Raw genomic sequence first — 19,208 nt, forward strand, 5'->3', positions numbered from 1 at the left:
AAGTTAAACAAACGAATTAATGACCAAAAAATTACAATATAGTCATTAAAATGTCATGATACCATTTGGTTTTTTCATATATCCTACTACAGCAGTATACATTTTCGATAATCACATAATATAACAAAGGAAATACTCAAAATGAAATTGTTAGTTGTTGAAGATGAACATAAAACAGGTGAGTATCTTCGTCAGGGTTTAATTGAATCAGGTTTTATTGTTGATTTAACTGATAACGGTTTAGATGGCTATCATAGAGCCATGACAGAAGATTATGATTTAATTATTCTGGATGTAATGTTGCCAGATATTGTTGGCTGGAAAATAGTCCAATCTTTGCGTGAAGCAGGAAAAGACACGCAAATTATGTTACTTACAGCGATGGGCAGTGTAGAAGATAAAGTTAAAGGGCTGAACTTAGGTGCGGATGATTATTTAGTTAAGCCATTTTCTTTTGCTGAATTATTGGCAAGAGTAAAATCTTTACTCAGGCGCAATGTCCCACAAGTCAACAATTATCAATTAAGTATTGCTGATTTGGTAATGGACTTACCTAAAAGAACTGTAACGCGAGCAGATAAAAGAATTGATTTAACCAATAAAGAATTTCTGTTATTAGAATATTTTTTACGTTATCCAGGTGAAGTTCTACCAAGATCACTAATTGCGTCCCAAGTTTGGGACATGAATTTTGATAGTGATACTAATGTTATTGATGTAGCAATTAGGCGATTACGCAATAAAATTGATGCCGGATTCGAACCTAAATTAATTCATACAGTGCGTGGAATGGGATATAAATTGGATGTATTGGATGAAGCGGACTAAAATTATTTCATTTCGTTTGCCACTAATTGTTTGCCTACTTACTTGTGGGCTACTTTATTGTTTTAGTTATCTTATCGAAAGTTCTTTTGAAAAATTTTCCATTCAGCAAAATGTATCAGAATTGAATTCAGTTATCTCATCAATTGAACGTGAACTTATTTATTTCTCACCTAATGATAATCGTGATGAGCTTTTTCAAAACATATTATTGATATTAACCGGACATCATCACTTGTTTGTTTATATCATTGATGAATCAGGTAAAATTCTTTACCGTACACGTGGACCTAACCTTGCTGTTGCTTTAAAACCTGCAAATTTGGAAAAAATTATTGCTCAGCACGGCACAACCATATCTAATTTGAATAAATCATCATATCGAATTGCAGCATCAAGAGTGATAGTCGAAAATAATAAACAATACACCACTATTGTGGCAGTTGGTCGCGATTTACAACTTGAGTTTATTAGTCGATTAAGAAGTGGTTTAGGATTGCTTATCGCTATTTCTTGTGTTTTGGCATTGATTGGATCATTTATCTCAATTTATTTTACTCAAAAACCAATTAATCGACTCATTAAGAAGATAGAAAGAATTAATCTTAAAAGTTTAAATTATCGAATACCGACTTCTTCAGTACCAACTAAATATATTAGCTTAGTGAGAGCGTTTAATAAAATGCTTACTCGTATGGAGGATGTTTTTCAGCGACAGCGTAACTTTACGGCGGATATTGCTCATGAAATGAGAACCCCAATTACTAATCTAACAACTCAAACACAAATTGTGTTGAATAGTGCTAGATCCACTGAAGAGTATCGAGAAATTTTATACTCTAATTTAGAAGAGTATGAAAAAATGTCACAAATGATCTCGGATATGCTTTTTTTAGCTCAAGCCGATAATCATCAATTAGTGCCAAACCTTATTGATATAGATTTGTTTAACATGCTTACCATGATGTGTGATTATTTCGAACCACTTACGGATGAGAAAAATATCACGTTAAATTTAGAAGGTAATTGTTCGCATATTCAAGGTGATAAACTGATGTTAGGCAGAGCGATAAGTAATATTTTATCCAATGCAATTCGTTATACCCCTCAAAATGAAGTGATCACAATTACCTTAAGTCAAACTTCAGAAAAAAGAGTAAAAATTGTTATTGCTAATCCAGGTAAAAAAATTGCTAGCCGGCATTTACCCCATCTTTTTGACCGTTTTTATCGAGTAGATGAATCTCGTCATCGTAATGGTAATGATACTTCGGGAGCAGGAATAGGGTTGGCAATTGTTAAATCAATTATCCAAACCCATAAAGGGACGATTTCTGTTGAATCTGATGATAAATCAACCCGTTTTATTATCAATCTACCGACGGCTATTTAACCTCATAATCACTTATTAATAAATTAGCTGCTGCATAGGCGGCTTTATCTTTTAGTTCTTGAGGAACCTGTTCGCAATCTACTACTTCATTTAGAACCAACATTACTGCTCCTAAGGCATCTTCAATATAACCTAGTTCATTACTTCCAATTTGTGCATATTTTTCACGAATGAGTTCACAATATTTATTCATTAAAAGGTTTCCTATTTTTTCGTAATCATTATTTCTATTATAAAAATTGAGCTAACTGTTGGTGTACTTGCTCAGCTTGAATAGTGTGCATGTTTTTTTCAGGTGAAATTATACTAAATTGATTTTTGCCATAACCACCGATTAATTTTGGATCGGTTTGACCAAATAGAGTGATATTTGGGCGATCTAATGCAGCGGTTAAGTGACTCAAACCTGTATCAACAGAAACTACTGCTTTCGCTCCAGCAATAACGGTTGCAACATCAGATAGTGATAGTTTAGGTAATACTTCGACATGCTTAAAACCTTGTGCAAGGCGAATCGCTCTTTGCTGTTCGTGCTCGGCTCCCCAAGGTAATTTTATTTTTAATCCCGTTGATTCGGTTAGCTTAATTAATTTTCTCCATGCTTCTTCCGTCCAGTGCTTTTCATCTCGAGTTGTAGCATGTAAAAAAACAAGATATTGCTGATTATCGCTAGGTAAAGATGATAAAAAATGGCGGGCAATAGCATAATCGCCCATTGAATCTGGTAATGTATATTGTAAGCTTTGGGCAAACAACATTCTAACTCGTTCAATGGCATGCATTTGTTTGGGAATAGCATGCTTCACATCATAAAACCAACTGGCAATGGGCTCTTTAATACTTTGACGATCCAAACCATGCTTTATGCCTCGTGCTTTACGAGTTATAAGAAATGCACTTTTAATGAGTCCTTGCGCGTCAATAATACAATCATATTCTTGTTGCCTAAGGGTTTGGATAAACGCTTGGCGTTCTTGGCGAGTATTTTTTGCAAACCAACTTTTGCGCCAACGTCTAATAGCAACAGGTATTACATTATTTACGGCATAATGCCAACTAGGTATTTGAGCAAAACTTTCCTCAACTACCCAATCAAAAGTAATATCAGATAAGTTATTCGCTGCATCAGTTAATGCTGGTAGGGTATGCAGTACATCACCCATTGAAGATGTTTTAACAACTAATACACGCATTATCTATTACTCTTTTTGCTACGCATAATAAGATTCATCAAAGTTTCAAATACTCTATCAGGTTTAATATCTATCAAACTTTGATGATAACCTTGTTCTGTATCGCCTTTACGAACACGATGATAACCTGTAATTAAACGAATAACTTCAGCTTTATCTGATAATGGCGGTGTAAACTCTGGACTACTTGGACCATATAATGCGACTAATGGTCTATCTAGTGCAGCTGCAACATGCATTAAACCTGAATCATTGGTCACTATGGCTTTACAAGCCGCGATTATACCAACAGCTTGTTCAAGCTTAGTTTGACCTGCTAAGTTGATACATTTATCACTATGCACCATTTGAGCAATAATCTGATCGCCAACTTCTCGATCTTTGGCTGAACCAAAAATTATAATTCTAGCATTTTGTTTAACCAACATATCGGCAAGTGTAGCATAATGATAATCTGGCCAACGTTTAGCTGGTCCAAATTCAGCACCAGGACAAAAACCAATTAATGGTTCATCTTGTGGTATCGTAAAAGAGGTTAATGCCTCATCGATTTCTTTTTGCTCAACATTCAATTTTGGCCACAATAGTGGTTGTGGTAGATTTTTTGCTGAATGAATTTGATCTCTTGGATAAGCAAGAGCAACATAGCGCTCAACCATCAAAGGAAACGCGGATTTATCAAGTTTGCGAATATCATTTAATAATCCATAACGCAGTTCACCTTTCCAGCCCGTTCGTTTAGGAATTTTGGCAAAAAAAGGAATAAGTGCAGACTTAAAAGAGTTTGGCAAAACAATAGCATGATCGTAATGATTAGCTATTAATGATCTACCTATTTGACGACGTTTAATGAAAGCAAACTCACCATGACCTATTGGCATCTCAAGCGCTTGGTTGACTTCTGGCATTTTATTTAATAAAGCCCGGCTCCATGCTGGAGCCATAACATCAATTTCATTATTAGGATCAAGCTGCTTTAAAGTACGATATAGGCTTTGTGACATCATCATATCACCAACCCATGAAGGACCAATAATGAGTGTTTTCATCTTATCAATTCCTTTCTATTGTTCGTTAAGCCATTTCATATATTCAGTTGTACCTTCAGTGACAGTTTTAAATTCAATTGGGCATCCAGTCTCTCTAAATTTAGTGAGATCAGCTTGAGTAAAGCTTTGGTATCGTCCTTTTAGGTTATCTGGGAACGGGATATAATCTATTTCCCCTTTTCTATGATAATTAACTACAGCATCAGCTACGGTTTGGAATGATTCAGCTCGACCTGTGCCACAATTGAAAATACCTGAAACTTTATTTTCCCAGAACCATAAATTTACATCAACAACGTCACTTACATAAATAAAATCGCGTTTAAAGTTATCACTACCTGCAAATAGTTTCGGTTTTTCACCTTTGGTAATTTGTTCATTTAAATGGAATGCCACGCTTGCCATGCTACCTTTATGTGATTCACGTGGTCCATAGACGTTAAAATAACGGAATCCACAAACTTGTGACTTAGCTTTAGGTAGAACTTGTCTTACATATTGGTCAAACAGAAATTTAGAATAACCATAAACATTCAATGGTTTTTCATAAGCGCGATCTTCAATGAAATTATCACTGCGTCCACCATAAGTAGCAGCCGAAGATGCATATAAAAATGGAATATCAAGATCTAAACAGCAATCTAACAAATCTTTTGAATATTGATAGTTGTTTTCCATCATAAATTTGCCATCCCATTCTGTGGTAGATGAGCAAGCTCCTTGATGAAAAATAACATCAATATCCATGTCTTCTCCCGATATCACTAATGAGATAAATTCGTCTTTATCCATATAGTCAGCGATATCTAAATCAACTAAATTACTAAATTTAGTGCCATCGGTTAAATCATCGACCACTAAAATATTTTTGTGTCCTTGTTCATTTAACCCTTTAACAATATTACTACCAATAAATCCAGCACCGCCAGTTACAACGATCATATTTAATTCCTTAACCAATAAAATGAATCTACTTATAATACCGATTTATGACAAATTTTTCGAGTGATGATTAATTTTCAAGGCTAGCAAGCGTTGAAAACTCTCAACATAATATAACAACTATTTGCGCAACCATTTGTATGATGGTTGATAAAATATGAATAAGTTCAGTTAGTTAAATATTATTTGCTACGACAATGATTTGGTCATGTCTTGAATGTTACCTAAATTAACATTTTTAAATCGACCGAATATTTTAAATAATCAGGATATGACCTATAAAATAAGTTATAACCATTTTGATATCGTTAATTTGTTTATCAATTAATTTTTTTCGCTGTGACTAAAATATATCTCGCTAAATTAAGATAAGGTTCAGATCGGCAATATTGTTTTTCAAGTTCAAGTAGTTGTTCAAAATGAGTTTCAGCCTTAGACTTATTCGCTAGATAATCGTGGAAAATACGAATTCCTATTTTTTGTAAAATAATAAAATCTAACTGGGTAAGCCAATAATAGACATCTTTAGGCTCTCTTGGAAAATCAGGAGAAAGAGTCTTTTTTTTGCGTTTTGCAAGACCGGCTTGTGTATAGCCAAAATTACCCAATGTGACTGTTTTAAATAGCAGTCCATGATAGTTATAAAACATTAATGATAAATAACCATCTGCTTTTAAGTGTTTTTTTAATGATTGGATTAATTCAATTGGTTCAGCAACCCATTCTAACACGGCATGACAAATAACAATATCGAACTGTTCTTCAAATAAAGTATGAAGTTGTTGTATTGAGCAGCAAAGGCAATTGATTTCAATATTTTCTTCGCTAGCCTTTTGTTTTGCTAGTTCAAGCATTTGTTGCGAAATATCACAAATTGTAACATTATGGCCAAGTTTAGCCAGTCTACAAGCAATTTGACCTTGTCCACCGCCAGCATCAAGGATATTTAGCGGTTTATGTGAAGGATAGTTTGCTAAGATATTTTCAAGTTCTTGCCAAACTACCGCTTCACGAATTCGCCCTTTGGTTGTGCCATAAATATTTTGTGCGAATTTATTGCTTATATCATCAAAATTGCGATCTTGTTTACTCATAAATTACTTTTGACTATTAAGTTGTTGTACTTCAGCATTGATTTCCGCTATTTTATTAGACATTTGCGCATAGCACTGTTCCATTAATGATTTGGCATCTTCTTTGTGAAGATTTTTAGTTTCAATTGGATCGAGCATTTCAACAATCATATGCCCATTATTAATACGATTTAACTTAATATTATTTGTCTCTGATACACAAATTGGCACTATAGGTACCCCAGCAGCTATTGCTGCTTTAAAAGCACCTGTTTTAAAAGGTAACAATCCTCGACCACGGCTACGCGTTCCTTCAGGAAACATCCAGATAGAAATACCACGATCTTGAATTTCTCTAACCACTTGTTCAATGGTATCGCGTGCTTTTGATTTATTGTTACGGTCAATGAGTATATTACCTGTAAGGTAATAGAGTTGTCCAAAAAATGGAATCAATGCTAAACTTTTTTTGCCAACAGTAACGGTTTTCGGTTGTACAATTTCAGCAGCAACAACCATATCATAATTATTTTGGTGATTAGCAATATAAACACAGCTTCCCATATTACTAATCTTTGAATAGGGGCGTGTAATAACTTTTACACCAAATATAGGTTGGAATAAAAAACTGAATAAATGGGCAAATCTAGCTACATTATTAGGATTTCTTGGATTGAATAAGCAAAAAATCACCCCTAAAACACAAATAATAATTCCTGTGATGACGACAAAAATTAAGCGAAAAAGAAAAACCATAATTTACCTCATAAGTTAACTTGGCGTATTATATACATAATCAATGTTAATATACAGTTTGTAAAAATAACGCCGTCTATGGGATGTTTATGCACAGATCAACGATTATTTGGGACGAAAATCAAACTCCAATTTCAACATATTTTGATGATGTATATTTTAATACGGAAGGAGCCATTGACGAAACCCGTTACGTGTTTATTGAAGGTAATGATTTGTATCAACGTTTTTTACACCATGAGCAAGATACATTTATAGTGGGTGAAACAGGTTTCGGTTCAGGTCTTAGTTTTTTGATTTTATGGCAATCATTTTTGAATTTTAGAAATCAATATCCAGATCATATTCTTAAAAAACTTAAATTTTTTAGTGTTGAAAAATTTCCATTGTTGCCAGAAGAATTACTGCAAATACATTTTAATGTATTAAAGACAGATAAATGTCTACAAAAGTTAGCATTACAACTGCAAACCAGTTTAAGTGAAGGTAAAAACATCTGCCAGTTCGATAGCATTACATTGTCTATTTTTTATGATGATGTTAGCTATTTTCCGGATTTCCTAAAAAAACAGAATATATTGATTAATGCTTGGTTTTTTGACGGATTTTCGCCAGCTAAAAACCCTGATATGTGGTCAGAATCTTTGTTTAAAAAATGTTATTTATTAACAGCACTTAATGGTACGTTTGCGACTTTTACTGCTGCAGGATTTGTACGTCGTAACTTAGTTAATGCTGGATTTAATGTTTCCAAACGTAAGGGATTTGGTATAAAGCGTGAAATGTTAATCGGTAATAAAATCATATAGTCTTGTTTCTTTCACAAAACATAAAATTAAGTGAAAAATCTAAATTTGAACGTTCAATTCTTAAATAATATCCTTATAGTCAAGCTAGAGATACTCATAGTGATATGAAATTGGATATATTTTTTATAAAAAATTTATGAATAAATAGAAAGTTAAATCCCATTTTAAGATGGGGTTTAACTAATTATAAATGCTAAAATTAGCTTTTCAGAGCAATTTTAATAAAGATAAAAACCAATTAATCTAATCTTTATATCATGTTGTTAACATTTAGATGCATTATTTTCAAATCCGCCAACATTCATAAATTTTATAGTTTGCCTTAACTTTGATTAATATATTTAAAATTCAAATTGATAAATTACGTCTAATGCTTGAGCCAACCCCGATGTTGCTTCTAAATAAAGACTTGGCATAAGTCTATAACGTAATGTAAAAGTTGCCAAAGAATCAAAAATACCCACTCCATATTTAAGTTGCAGATGCGGTAAAATATAGCCACTTACGACCACTTTAGAACTATCACCAGCGCCTTGAGTATCTAAAGTAAGATTTTTAATCCCAAATATATTACCAATATCACCAATGTATTTGCCCGTTTTGGATGTACCGATTCCGACTAATAATGCTGTCATCATGTCGTTTTCACTCTGATCTGAGTTATCAAGACCTTGTCCACGGATTAAGTAAGATAGTGCTTCTTGCTGAGACATTGTCGGGTCTGAGAAGATGTCAATTCTTGGATCCTCCGATGAACCAGTTACCCGAATTCCTGCTGTAATATTATTTTTATCCATTGAATCTGGGTTACGAATTGCTTCAATATCAAGTTGGGCGCGATCGCTAGGTCCTGAAAAAGTAATCACACCTTTACGAATAATTAAATCTTGACCATAAGCATGAAACCGTCCACTAGGAATTAATACTTCACCATGTAGGTCTAAACCTTTATTAGTTTGAGTAGCAACTAAATGTCCTTTTAGTTTAGCTTTTAAACCAAATGCATCAACAGAAACATCATCCCCGATGTTAATTTCAAGATGACTATTGATTTTCATACCGAATTTTTGTTGTTCTATTTGATTACCATTTCTATCTAGCATCACTTCATCTGGTGATACATCTATACTTGATGCAGGCAGTGAATCAACAGTTATTTTACCTTTTGGTATATTTACTTTACCTAATAAGGTTAACTCATCTTGAGTTGCGTTAATTTTGATATCAGGAACAATACTCATAACAATCATCGGTGGAACCGTTACCTGCATTGCTGCACCATTAACCGTTAAATTAGCCTGCCATTTATCTAAATTTTGCCAGCTTGCATTACCGTTAATATCCACATTACCTGATTGAGTCTTGAGAACACCTTGTAAGCTTGATGATTTACCATTCAATTTTATATCAACCGTTGCTGATTTAATGTCGATAGGTAATTGATTCGATTTTATTTCGCTTTGTTTAAGATTGATATTACCCGTTAGATAAGGATCCATTAACGAACCAGAAAATTTGACTGCTCCATTAATGGCACCTTTAGTATATTCATTTTTATCTAATAATGGGTTAAGTATTGCCAAGGCCAAATTATCAATAATCAATTGACCGCTTAATTTTTTCTGATTATTCGGATCAGTAATAACCAGATCTCCATTAATTTTTCCTAATTGTTTCAGACTAAAATGCCAATCCAATTTGGCCTGTTGTTCATTAAATTCAGCATTAATATTGAATAAATCAAATGGAATAGGTAAAGCTTGATTTGCTACCATCTGTTGAACAAAAATTGTATTACTGGTTATATAAGCTTTAATAGCAGGAGTTTTATTGCTATTTCCGAATTTAATCTCTGCTTTACCATTTACTGTACCAGCAAGTTTTGTTTCTCCATCATTAGGTATAGGTAGCCTAGCCAAATCAATATTTTTCAACGTTATTGTCGTTTGAGTATTAGGTGCAGGTGCTAATGGCTTATCTAAGCAAATGTTTGATGAGTTATTGTGCCAACAATGGGCACTAACAGTAGGTATTTGCTGATTTAAGTCATAAGTTAATATCAAAGGCTGAGTTAATGACCAATGGTTATTATTACCAAAATTTAATAGTGCATTAGATATATTGCCGCTCCATTTTGTATGGTCTTTGTCTATTTTTCCCGTTAATGATGTTTTAAATGATGCAGGATTACCATCAAGATCAATATTTAAAGTATGTTTACTTTCATTACCCACAAGATCAATATCTGCTTTTTTTATTACTTGGTTTGCAACTTCAATATTGTGTCCAATGAGTTTTAGCTGTAAGTTTAATTGGTCTTGATAATGTATTTTACCGGCTAAATTTGCTTTAGATATTGAGATATTTGGTATCTTTAATGCATCTATGGTCAAATTTGTATCAATGACAGGATTTGATTTTGTCCCAGCCATTTTAATGTTACCAAAAATTGAGCCTTGCATTTCATCAACCAATAATGCTAAAGATGTTAGATTAAGTTTTGCATTTAAATTAGCCTTTTCCGTTGATCCTTCTACATTTATTTGATTTTTATCCCAAATTACTACCAGATTATTTGCTGACAAATTATATTTAGAATCAACTTGTAAATTACCGTTAGCCGAAAAATCAGCTTGTTTAATTTTACCTTTTAGATCAAGGTCGGTAACATTGAATTGCCAAGTTTCACCTGCTAATTTCCCCGTTGTATTAAGTTTACCATTTAATTTTATTGGATATTCAGGTAACTCTTTTGTTAGATCAACTTGATTAAGTTTCACATTAGTATTCCATTGCAGTGAATTTTGCCAATTCACATTTCCTGATGCTGCAATCTGACCTTGTGGTAAATTGATGATTCCTCGGTTAAATGTTGCTCCTTGGTTAGTACCATTACCTGCAATATCAAATGTTGTTGAAGGTAAATTTTCACCAGCTACAGAGCCTTTAGCTGATAAATTATATTGTTCCACATTACCATCAATCGCTAGGTCAAAATTATTAAGTTGATATTGAGCAGTTCCCTCTACAGGCCATTGAATATGTTTACCACTTAATTTGGTCATAACTGGTAAATATTTCTCGATGAAATTAATATGACCATCGATATTAAGTTCATTCAATCCTGTAACAGATGTATGAGTTGTTAATTTACCTAATAAGTTACCAGTAAATTGTCCCTCTAAATGGTTTTCTTTTGTATCAGCTTTAATAAACGCAACTAGAGGCCAATCATCACCAAGTGTGATCTCACCATTAACCAATGCATGTCCATTTAGATAAGGCGTTTGTATATTGGTATCAACTTGTTTTACCATAATATGGTTGTTTACCATATCAGTTTTAATGGTAACTTGATTAAAGCGAAAATCTTCCCCTCCGATATGTAATAACCAATTATCTCCAGTTAAGCTACTAACATTAATGTCTAATGGAATACTTACTTGAGGTAAATAATGAATCAATGGTTCATTAAATAATTGATTAATCTGTTCATTAATTGGTAAATTATTTTCTGCTTTTTGTTCTTGAGGTGATGTGTTATCAGAAAAAACTGCACTCAAATCCATAGCAACCGAAGGATATACGTAAATTTTTTCATTAACCCATATCGCTTTACCTGTAAAACTTGACATACCGAATTGCATATCATCAACATTCACTTTGACATTGTTTAGCTGTGTAGTTTTTAATTCAATCGGTAACGGTGTTTTGATAATAAAACGTTGTTCATCAACAATTGTATCTGCAACATCATTTTCTGAATATTCAAATTGTTTAGTATCAATCTGAACATTAATCCCTTTTGCATCAAATTTTTTTAAACAGATCTTGGTCTGTATTAAGCATAAACCGGATAACTTCACAGAAGCATCCTCAACGCCAACATGGACTCCAGTTAAATCTAAAGAAAGTCCTTGTATATGTAAATTATGAAACGATCCCTCAACTTGTTGAATTTTGAGTTCAGGCAGATATTTATTTAATGCGAACATTGTTATTTTTACACCTAAACTGGTGTAAATTATCAGCGTGATAAATGTAATTAGAAAGATGAAAATAGACAGTATGATAATACTGCGTTTTCTCCATTTTCCTTTTCTTTTTGATTTTGAATTTTCAGTAACTGAGTCATGATTAGCATTTTCAGACATTTTATAATTCGCTTCCTAAACCAATATATAGGTGAATAGAGCCTTTATCTTTTCTGTTTAATGGGGTCGCCAGATCTAATTTTATAGGACCTACAGGTGATGACCATCTAATTCCAAATCCACTACCTGTATAAAATTTTGCTTTATCAACTTTATCTATGGCTTCACCACTATCAACAAATAGTGCTCCCCACCATGAACCAGATAAATTATATTGATATTCTGCCGAACCGGTAATGAGTTTAGAAGCACCTTTAAGCTTACCTTTTTTATCCTCTGGCGAAATTGATTGGTAACTGTAACCACGAATACTTCGATCACCACCAGCAAAGAATCGGAAAGAAGGTGGCACTCTATCAAAATTACTTGCTCTAATTATCCCAAAGTTCCCTCTGACAATAAATCGATGAGATTCTTTTAATGAACGGATCCAAGTTTGTTGAGCTTGAAAACGAACTAAATTTATATCAGACCCTAACGATTCTGCAGCGGCTTCAACTGAATAACGTTGGGAGTCACCCCACATAGCTAATAAGTTACCGTCACTTCGAATACGTGAAAGACTAAGTGAAGGATAGTATAGAAATGTTTTATAACTTGAATAACCTTGGGTAAAATCATCTCGTAACATATTTATTCCTAGGGCTGTTTGCCATCCTTCAAAGTGATCCCAATTGCGCAATGCACCAAAAGTATAAGAACGCGAGTATGTGTCATTATTGTCAATTTTTTTATAACCGCCTTGGATAGTATAATATTGCTCTAAAGGTGATTGTTTTAATGGTATTTTATAACTCATGGTTATCATTTGTTCGGGTGATGATAGGGATAAATCACTTTGAAAACTTTGCCCACGACTATTAATCCAAGGTTTACTCCAACCAATCTTACCATGTACGCCATTATCCGTTGAATATCCTAACCCTAAATCCATACTATTTCTTTTACGTGGTGAAGTTGTCACTTCGATGGGGAGCGTTTTATCGTCACTTAGATGAGGAAAGTCTGGTGTAACAAGAACAGAATTAAACCAGTTAGTTGAATTAAGACGTCTGTTTAATATAGATAGCTGTTCTGCCGTATATTTTTCACCTTCTTTAAATGGCACTAAATTTGCCAAATAATCTTTACGAATTTTCACATTTGGAAAACTAACTTTACCAAATTTGTAACGTTGACCAGTATTGAAATCAATATTCCAAAAAGCTTGGTGTTCGTAATTTGATACAGCTAACTGATGTTTTGACATATTAGCATCAAAATATCCTTTTTCTAACGATAAATTAAGCAATGCTTTTTTGAAAGATTCGTAACTACCATGATTTAAAATATCGCCTTTTTTAGGCAAGTCATGTTCTAACAGTTCATTAAAATCTTTGTCTTGTTCACCTTCCCCAGTAATATTTATGTTAAGTTCTTCAACTAATACTGGTACACCAGGCGAAATTTTAACAGTTAATACTTTAGGATCTTGTTCAAAATATTCAAAACTTGGGGAGTAATATCCCAACGCGCGAAGGGCCTTTTGTGCTTCGCTTTCAAAATAACGCTTAAAATTAGGTGAATTATTGATTTTATTTGGTTCAATTAATGAAATGCGGGCATCCACATTATCAGCAAGTTCCCCAGATAAACCTTTAATTGATAACTTCATATCAGCATAAGAATATGCTGTAGCTATCATTAAAACGAAACATAATAAATGGGAAAATCGTGGCACAAACACCTCAATGTTTTTTAGAAATTGTTTTGGGATCTGTTATGGGTTTGTTATTGTCTATAAATTTAACATACTTGCTGTTTCATCGTCTATGATACGCTTTGTAAAATAAAGTAAATTCTCTTCAAATATTATATTCGAGAAGGATATTTTTCGATCCATTGTTTTAGGTTTTCAAGTATCCTTACTAGGTTATATTTAGATAATTCAAAAACAATTGTCCAATCATTTTGTAAATCATAGGAAGCATCAAAGCAAAAATCTGGTTTAAGCTCACAACTAAGTGTAATTGAAATTGTTACCATTTGATTTTTATAAGAAATGAATGCAAGCGAAAAGCAAGGCTCTGTAAAATCTAACATAGCATCACTTGGTAATCGGCTTTTTGATAAATCATTAAACCAATTGTATAGTGTGTGTAAATCAGCGATTTCTAAAGCAGGATCGGTTTTTTCAAACCGATTACCGCTTTGTTGGACGATGACTTTTAGTAAACACCAATCATCTTTGCTGTCAGGGAACTCATAACCGACGATACCAAATTGTAAATTTACTGTATTTGTAATATCTGTTAACTTGATCATTTATTCGTCCTTACTGGCTTTTTTAAATTTTAAAACTAATCCTTAATTAAGAGTCAAGTAATGTTACATGACCAATATAAGGTAAGTGACGATAGTGCTGAGCATAGTCAATACCATAGCCAACTACAAACTCATCTGGAATAGAAAAGCCGATGTATTTCACTGGTACATTTACTTCTCGACGTGACGGTTTGTCAAGTAAAGTGCAAATTTCAATGCTACGTGGGTGACGTAATTTTAAGATTGCCATCACTTTACTTAGTGTATTACCCGTATCAATAATATCTTCAACAATTAATACATCTTTATCGCGGATATCTTCATCCAAATCCTTTAAAATTTTGACATCGCGATTACTAACAACCGCATTACCATAACTTGATGCAGTCATAAAATCGACTTCATGACCAACGGTGATTGCTCGACTTAAATCGGCCATAAATATAAATGAACCTCGCAAAAGTCCAACTAAAACAAGTTCGTTTTGGCTATCTTTATAATCTTGACTAATTTGTAAACCTAAATCAATTACGCGTTTTTTGATATCTTGTTCAGATATCATCATTTCTAATGTGTGTTTTTTCATTAATTGTGCTCAAAATAACTTTTTAAATAAATCGAACTAGATTTTAGCAATTTTCCTGGCTAAAAAGAATAAGAAGGTGATTTTTTATTAACCTAATAAAAATAATTGTTTTTTACTGAAACGTATAGTTAACCTCAAACTTCTTGGCAACATTTTTTAAGTGCTTTTTTTTGTAAACGTCGTTTTTTAAAAAATTCACTTAAAATATTACCACATTCATTTGCTAACACGCCCCCAGTTACTTCAGCATAGTGATTAATTCCCTGATGTGCAAGAACATCAATTAACGAACCCGCAGCACCTGTTTTATAATCACTTGCACCATAGACAACACGTTTAACACGACTGTGAATAATGGCACCTGCACACATGATACAGGGCTCCAATGTGACATACAGGGTGGTATTAATTAAACGATAGTTTTTTAAATACTCCCCTGCGCTGGCCAATGCTATCATTTCAGCATGAGCAGTAGGGTTGTGCGTCAGAATTGATTGATTAAATCCCTCACCAATAATATTGTTATTTTCGTCAACAATAACTGCACCAACAGGAATTTCTCCAATTTCTTCAGCTTTTTTAGCTAACATAAGTGCATGTCGCATCCAAACTTCATCTAACATTTTATAAATGTTATAAGCTATTTAAATTAAGGACATCGCGCATGTCATATAAACCAATAGGTTGTTTGGCAAGCCACAATGCTGCGCGCACTGCACCATTAGCAAAGGTCATACGGCTAGATGCTTTATGACTAATTTCAACCCGTTCACCAATATCAGCAAAGATAGCGGTGTGTTCGCCAACAATATCACCTGCACGAATGGTAGCAAAGCCAATGGCTCCTTCAGGACGTTCACCAGTATGTCCTTCACGACAATAAACAGCTCGATCTTTCAAATCACAATTCAGGGCATCAGCAATTGCTTCGCCCATAGCTAAAGCGGTGCCTGACGGTGCATCAACTTTATGACGATGATGTGCTTCGATGATTTCGATATCACTATAACTGCCCATAATTTTAGTCGCTTTTTCAAGTAACTTAAGTACTAAGTTTACACCAACGCTAAAATTAGCAGCAAAAACAATACTAATTTGCTTTGCAGCATCAATAATTGCTTGTTTGCCTGCATCATCAAAGCCAGTCGTTCCAATGATCATCATTTTTTTATTTTCGACACAAAAAGCTAAGTGTTTCAATGTACCTTCGGGGCGGGTAAAATCTATGAGTACGTCAAACTGATCTTTAGCTTGCTCCAGTTTGTCGGTTACTTTTATTCCACAAACGCCAATTCCAGCAAGTTCGCCTGCGTCAGAGCCAATGAGAGATGAGCCTTCACGTTCAAATGCTGCACCTAATGTCACGCCATTAATTTGCGCAACAGATTGAATAAGTTGTCGTCCCATTTTACCGCCAGCGCCAGCTATAGCGATACGAATAATATTTTTAGACATATAACTTTCCTTACACTTTTGCCTATTGTCTATAATTATTATTTATTATAACGGAAATAAAATGACTTATATACAGTGCTTAACTAAAATGAGATTAAAGTGGGTGGGGTAACTATAAAAAATAGTTAGGAATGATTATGCGTTTTTCATGGTATTTTGGTTGGAATATTGTTGTTGCTGCATCAATTTTAACATTGCTTTCCAGCGGACTTAGAATGAGCATGGGTGTTTTTTTTCTACCTATTGCTAACGATCTTGGTTTTAGTCGCAGTGTCCTTTCTGGAGTTATTGCTATTGGTATGCTTTTTTCGGGTATTGCTATGCCAATAGCTGGTTATTTGGTTGGTAAATATGGTACTCGCTTTGTTCTATTGCTTGGTACCCTGATAATCATTTTTTCAACTATTTGGTCGGCGGTGTCTCGTGATTATTGGAATTTTCTTTTTTCATTTGGCATTGCATTATCATTTGGCACATCGTTTGTTGGTTCAGTTAGTTTTACACCTATTGTGACAAAATGGTTTTACAAACATAGAGGATTAGCATTATTTATTCTATCATCAGGAAGTATGGCTGGAATAGCTGTGATGCTACCTGTGTTTGCTTTTTTCATTCCTGTATATGGTTGGCAAACCACTTTAGTTGGGTTTTCTGTTCTTTTTATGATTATAGCCGTACCAGTTGCGCTAATTATAATGAAAGATCAACATACAGATATAATTGATTTTAATCAAGCTAATGTACAAGAGCCACAATCCAGTATAAAACTTATCGAAGTATTAAAAACTATACCATTTTGGCAGCTTAGTTTTGGTCTTTTTACTTGTGGTTTTAGTATGAATTTATTAGGAACACATGGTGTTCCAATGCTTATTGACCATGGATTTAATGAAATGGTGAGTTCTAATGCAATTGGTATGATTGGTTTTGTCGCTATATTTAGTACATTAGCGCTAGGGTATCTTTCAGATATTGTCCAAAGAAAAAATATTTTAGTAATGGTTTATTTAGTTAGAGGCATCGGTTTTATTGCTTTGGTTTTAGCATCAAATGAATGGCAACTATTTACTATTGCAATGTTAGGAGGATTAGTTTGGGCTGGTGCTTTGTCCACTTCAGGAGCGATTACCGCAGATATTTATGGTGTAAAAATTGTAGGATTACTTTCTGGATTAACTTATTTAGGTCACCAAATCGGGGCTATGATTGGTTCATGGTTAGGCGGTTGGGCTTATGATAATTTACATACCCATCTTGTTGCTTTTGGTATAGCAAGTTTACTATTGTTTATCGCTGCATTTAGCTCTTATTTCTTACCAAAAACTCATCACAACTAAAAAGTAAATGGACGCAAAAGCGTCCATTATTTTTATAGAACTTTCAATAATTCAACATCAAAAATTAATGCACTATAAGGAGGGATTGAAGCACCTGCGCCTTGTGCGCCATATGCGAGTTCTTGCGGAATATACAAACGCCATTTAGAACCTTCGGGCATAAGTTGTAACGCTTCAACCCAACCAGGTATCACACCATTAACAGGAAATTCAGCAGGCTGACCACGTTCAATAGAACTGTCAAAAACAGTGCCATCAATTAATTGGCCAGAATAATGAACTTGTACACGATCAGTTGCTTTTGGTAACGCGCCTTCACCAACAGTAATGATCTCATACTGTAAACCAGATTCGGTCGATTTAATGCCATCTTTTTTTAGATTTTCTGCAAGAAAATCTTTGCCTTCTTGAGCAATTTTTTCGGCTTGTTTAGCCTTTTCTTTAGTTGCTTGTTCATGTACATGGCGTAGGGCATCATGTAATTCTTGCAGAGGGAGCGCAGGTTGATTACCTGATAATACATCTTCCATTGCAAATTTTAATGCATTGAGATCTAGATTACTTAGACCAGAATCTTTTAATTGTTGGCCAATTTGTAAACCTATAGCATAACTTGCCTTTTGATCAATCGTTTCTAATTTCATTTTTTACCTTTAATGGTTAATGGATCGAATTTATAAATAAGCTAATTAGTTTGTAGATAAGCAAATAAATGTCAAGCAGTAATTTACATTGTCAACGTGTGATTACTGTTTTATTACACAATTGGTAAAGAATTTATTAATTTGGCTAGCACTCAGCTAAAATATCAGCGATAATATGCGCCATTATATTCTCAAAATAGGTTAAGTGTAGATGCCGTTTCGTAAATTTACCTCGCTTGCAATTTTAACTAGTATTTTATTAACTGGTTGTTCAGCCGTTGATCATTGGGTGTATCGACCTGACATCAATCAAGGTAATTATGTAACACCAGAAGCAATTGATTTATTGAAAGTGGGTCAAACTAAAGATCAAGTTGTCTTTATTTTGGGTGCACCGATGTTAACTTCTATTTTTGGTGATAACGTTTGGTATTATGTTTTCCGTCAACAACCACAACATGAAAGTATTAGTCAAAGAACGTATGCTATTTACTTTAATGAAATGGGTATAGTGACGGATATTAAAGTTTCAGCCTTGGACGGTTCAAAATCCTTGGAAGAAATGAATAAACAAGAAATATCAGATCGTATTGGCATACAATCTGATGATGACTCTGATTCTGGTGATTAATAATGTTCTAATACTTCACGTTAATTGCCATTTTGATCATCTTTTAAGTACAAGCAA

General features: G+C 33.8%; 18 protein-coding genes. 5 read left to right on the forward strand and 13 right to left on the reverse strand.

Going from position 1 to position 19,208, the window contains the following annotated elements:
• The first annotated feature begins 141 nt into the window (after window positions 1-141).
• Both GAPWK_RS05240 and GAPWK_RS05245 read left to right on the forward strand, forming a co-directional pair.
• Window positions 142-828: a heavy metal response regulator transcription factor gene (locus GAPWK_RS05240; protein ID WP_025315219.1), complete on the forward strand. Its 687-nt coding sequence runs from the start codon at window positions 142-144 to the stop codon at window positions 826-828.
• Window positions 815-2,218, forward strand: coding sequence for a heavy metal sensor histidine kinase (locus GAPWK_RS05245; RefSeq protein ID WP_025315220.1), 1,404 nt, complete (start codon window positions 815-817; stop codon window positions 2,216-2,218). The genes GAPWK_RS05240 and GAPWK_RS05245 overlap by 14 nt, the downstream gene beginning before the upstream one ends.
• Here the strand turns inward: GAPWK_RS05245 and GAPWK_RS05250 are convergent.
• From GAPWK_RS05250 to GAPWK_RS05275, 6 genes are all read right to left on the reverse strand, one after another.
• On the reverse strand, window positions 2,211-2,411 hold the full coding sequence (locus GAPWK_RS05250; RefSeq protein WP_025315221.1) for a YaeP family protein: 201 nt from the start codon (window positions 2,409-2,411) through the stop codon (window positions 2,211-2,213). The two genes, GAPWK_RS05245 and GAPWK_RS05250, sit on opposite strands and share 8 nt — an antisense overlap.
• Before the next feature lie 37 nt (window positions 2,412-2,448).
• The gene (rfaC, locus tag GAPWK_RS05255; RefSeq protein ID WP_025315222.1) at window positions 2,449-3,411 is read right to left on the reverse strand and encodes a lipopolysaccharide heptosyltransferase RfaC; all 963 of its coding nucleotides are present in this window, start codon (window positions 3,409-3,411) and stop codon (window positions 2,449-2,451) included.
• Complete coding sequence (gene rfaF / locus GAPWK_RS05260; RefSeq protein WP_025315223.1) at window positions 3,411-4,460, reverse strand: ADP-heptose--LPS heptosyltransferase RfaF; 1,050 nt, start codon at window positions 4,458-4,460, stop codon at window positions 3,411-3,413. Before rfaF ends, rfaC begins: the two co-directional genes overlap by 1 nt.
• Before the next feature lie 15 nt (window positions 4,461-4,475).
• Window positions 4,476-5,402, reverse strand: a complete 927-nt coding sequence (gene rfaD / locus GAPWK_RS05265) for an ADP-glyceromanno-heptose 6-epimerase (RefSeq protein WP_025315224.1) — start codon at window positions 5,400-5,402, stop codon at window positions 4,476-4,478.
• A 320-nt stretch (window positions 5,403-5,722) separates the two neighbouring features.
• The gene (locus tag GAPWK_RS05270) at window positions 5,723-6,496 is read right to left on the reverse strand and encodes a methyltransferase domain-containing protein (RefSeq protein WP_038517242.1); all 774 of its coding nucleotides are present in this window, start codon (window positions 6,494-6,496) and stop codon (window positions 5,723-5,725) included.
• Between the two features lie 3 nt (window positions 6,497-6,499).
• Complete coding sequence (locus GAPWK_RS05275) at window positions 6,500-7,231, reverse strand: 1-acylglycerol-3-phosphate O-acyltransferase (RefSeq protein ID WP_025315225.1); 732 nt, start codon at window positions 7,229-7,231, stop codon at window positions 6,500-6,502.
• Between the two features lie 89 nt (window positions 7,232-7,320).
• Between GAPWK_RS05275 and mnmD the strand changes: the two genes are divergently transcribed.
• Complete coding sequence (mnmD, locus tag GAPWK_RS05280; protein WP_025315226.1) at window positions 7,321-8,040, forward strand: tRNA (5-methylaminomethyl-2-thiouridine)(34)-methyltransferase MnmD; 720 nt, start codon at window positions 7,321-7,323, stop codon at window positions 8,038-8,040.
• Window positions 8,041-8,381: 341 nt separating this feature from the next.
• On the opposite strand, the gene tamB is transcribed toward mnmD, so the two are convergent.
• The 6 genes from tamB to dapB all read right to left on the reverse strand — a co-directional run bounded on the left by tamB (window position 8,382) and on the right by dapB (window position 16,539).
• Window positions 8,382-12,194 (reverse strand): autotransporter assembly complex protein TamB, encoded by a 3,813-nt coding sequence (tamB, locus tag GAPWK_RS05285; protein WP_025315227.1) that lies wholly within the window; start codon window positions 12,192-12,194, stop codon window positions 8,382-8,384.
• Between the two features lies 1 nt (window position 12,195).
• Window positions 12,196-13,878 carry an autotransporter assembly complex protein TamA gene (tamA, locus tag GAPWK_RS05290; protein WP_080692434.1) on the reverse strand — a complete coding sequence of 561 codons (1,683 nt, stop codon included), beginning with the start codon at window positions 13,876-13,878 and terminating at the stop codon, window positions 12,196-12,198.
• Between the two features lie 167 nt (window positions 13,879-14,045).
• Window positions 14,046-14,498 carry a WapI family immunity protein gene (locus GAPWK_RS05295; RefSeq protein WP_025315229.1) on the reverse strand — a complete coding sequence of 151 codons (453 nt, stop codon included), beginning with the start codon at window positions 14,496-14,498 and terminating at the stop codon, window positions 14,046-14,048.
• A 46-nt stretch (window positions 14,499-14,544) separates the two neighbouring features.
• Window positions 14,545-15,084 carry a hypoxanthine phosphoribosyltransferase gene (gene hpt / locus GAPWK_RS05300; protein WP_025315230.1) on the reverse strand — a complete coding sequence of 180 codons (540 nt, stop codon included), beginning with the start codon at window positions 15,082-15,084 and terminating at the stop codon, window positions 14,545-14,547.
• A 134-nt stretch (window positions 15,085-15,218) separates the two neighbouring features.
• Window positions 15,219-15,707, reverse strand: coding sequence for a tRNA adenosine(34) deaminase TadA (tadA, locus tag GAPWK_RS05305; protein ID WP_051516238.1), 489 nt, complete (start codon window positions 15,705-15,707; stop codon window positions 15,219-15,221).
• A gap of 10 nt (window positions 15,708-15,717) precedes the next feature.
• Complete coding sequence (dapB, locus tag GAPWK_RS05310) at window positions 15,718-16,539, reverse strand: 4-hydroxy-tetrahydrodipicolinate reductase (protein ID WP_025315232.1); 822 nt, start codon at window positions 16,537-16,539, stop codon at window positions 15,718-15,720.
• 137 nt (window positions 16,540-16,676) lie between these two features.
• Between dapB and GAPWK_RS05315 the strand changes: the two genes are divergently transcribed.
• Window positions 16,677-17,876: an MFS transporter gene (locus GAPWK_RS05315; protein WP_202961691.1), complete on the forward strand. Its 1,200-nt coding sequence runs from the start codon at window positions 16,677-16,679 to the stop codon at window positions 17,874-17,876.
• Window positions 17,877-17,908: 32 nt separating this feature from the next.
• On the opposite strand, the gene GAPWK_RS05320 is transcribed toward GAPWK_RS05315, so the two are convergent.
• Window positions 17,909-18,520: an FKBP-type peptidyl-prolyl cis-trans isomerase gene (locus tag GAPWK_RS05320; protein WP_025315234.1), complete on the reverse strand. Its 612-nt coding sequence runs from the start codon at window positions 18,518-18,520 to the stop codon at window positions 17,909-17,911.
• A 211-nt stretch (window positions 18,521-18,731) separates the two neighbouring features.
• Here GAPWK_RS05320 and bamE point away from each other — a divergent pair, with 211 nt between their 5' ends.
• Window positions 18,732-19,151, forward strand: a complete 420-nt coding sequence (gene bamE, locus GAPWK_RS05325; RefSeq protein ID WP_025315235.1) for an outer membrane protein assembly factor BamE — start codon at window positions 18,732-18,734, stop codon at window positions 19,149-19,151.
• The last annotated feature ends 57 nt before the right edge of the window (window positions 19,152-19,208 follow it).

Source organism: Gilliamella apicola (assembly GCF_000599985.1).
Classification (GTDB): Bacteria; Pseudomonadota; Gammaproteobacteria; order Enterobacterales; family Orbaceae; genus Gilliamella; species Gilliamella apicola.

What these genes read in the sequence shown, in the direction of transcription:
- GAPWK_RS05240 (WP_025315219.1), top strand. Translation starts at nt 142, where the DNA reads ATGAAATTGTTAGTTGTTGAAGATGAACATAAAACAGGTGAGTATCTT.
- GAPWK_RS05245 (WP_025315220.1), top strand. Translation starts at nt 815, where the DNA reads ATGAAGCGGACTAAAATTATTTCATTTCGTTTGCCACTAATTGTTTGC.
- GAPWK_RS05250 (WP_025315221.1), bottom strand. Translation starts at nt 2,411, where the DNA reads ATGAATAAATATTGTGAACTCATTCGTGAAAAATATGCACAAATTGGA.
- rfaC (WP_025315222.1), bottom strand. Translation starts at nt 3,411, where the DNA reads ATGCGTGTATTAGTTGTTAAAACATCTTCAATGGGTGATGTACTGCAT.
- rfaF (WP_025315223.1), bottom strand. Translation starts at nt 4,460, where the DNA reads ATGAAAACACTCATTATTGGTCCTTCATGGGTTGGTGATATGATGATG.
- rfaD (WP_025315224.1), bottom strand. Translation starts at nt 5,402, where the DNA reads ATGATCGTTGTAACTGGCGGTGCTGGATTTATTGGTAGTAATATTGTT.
- GAPWK_RS05270 (WP_038517242.1), bottom strand. Translation starts at nt 6,496, where the DNA reads ATGAGTAAACAAGATCGCAATTTTGATGATATAAGCAATAAATTCGCA.
- GAPWK_RS05275 (WP_025315225.1), bottom strand. Translation starts at nt 7,231, where the DNA reads ATGGTTTTTCTTTTTCGCTTAATTTTTGTCGTCATCACAGGAATTATT.
- mnmD (WP_025315226.1), top strand. Translation starts at nt 7,321, where the DNA reads ATGCACAGATCAACGATTATTTGGGACGAAAATCAAACTCCAATTTCA.
- tamB (WP_025315227.1), bottom strand. Translation starts at nt 12,194, where the DNA reads ATGTCTGAAAATGCTAATCATGACTCAGTTACTGAAAATTCAAAATCA.
- tamA (WP_080692434.1), bottom strand. Translation starts at nt 13,878, where the DNA reads ATGATAGCTACAGCATATTCTTATGCTGATATGAAGTTATCAATTAAA.
- GAPWK_RS05295 (WP_025315229.1), bottom strand. Translation starts at nt 14,498, where the DNA reads ATGATCAAGTTAACAGATATTACAAATACAGTAAATTTACAATTTGGT.
- hpt (WP_025315230.1), bottom strand. Translation starts at nt 15,084, where the DNA reads ATGAAAAAACACACATTAGAAATGATGATATCTGAACAAGATATCAAA.
- tadA (WP_051516238.1), bottom strand. Translation starts at nt 15,707, where the DNA reads ATGTTAGATGAAGTTTGGATGCGACATGCACTTATGTTAGCTAAAAAA.
- dapB (WP_025315232.1), bottom strand. Translation starts at nt 16,539, where the DNA reads ATGTCTAAAAATATTATTCGTATCGCTATAGCTGGCGCTGGCGGTAAA.
- GAPWK_RS05315 (WP_202961691.1), top strand. Translation starts at nt 16,677, where the DNA reads ATGCGTTTTTCATGGTATTTTGGTTGGAATATTGTTGTTGCTGCATCA.
- GAPWK_RS05320 (WP_025315234.1), bottom strand. Translation starts at nt 18,520, where the DNA reads ATGAAATTAGAAACGATTGATCAAAAGGCAAGTTATGCTATAGGTTTA.
- bamE (WP_025315235.1), top strand. Translation starts at nt 18,732, where the DNA reads ATGCCGTTTCGTAAATTTACCTCGCTTGCAATTTTAACTAGTATTTTA.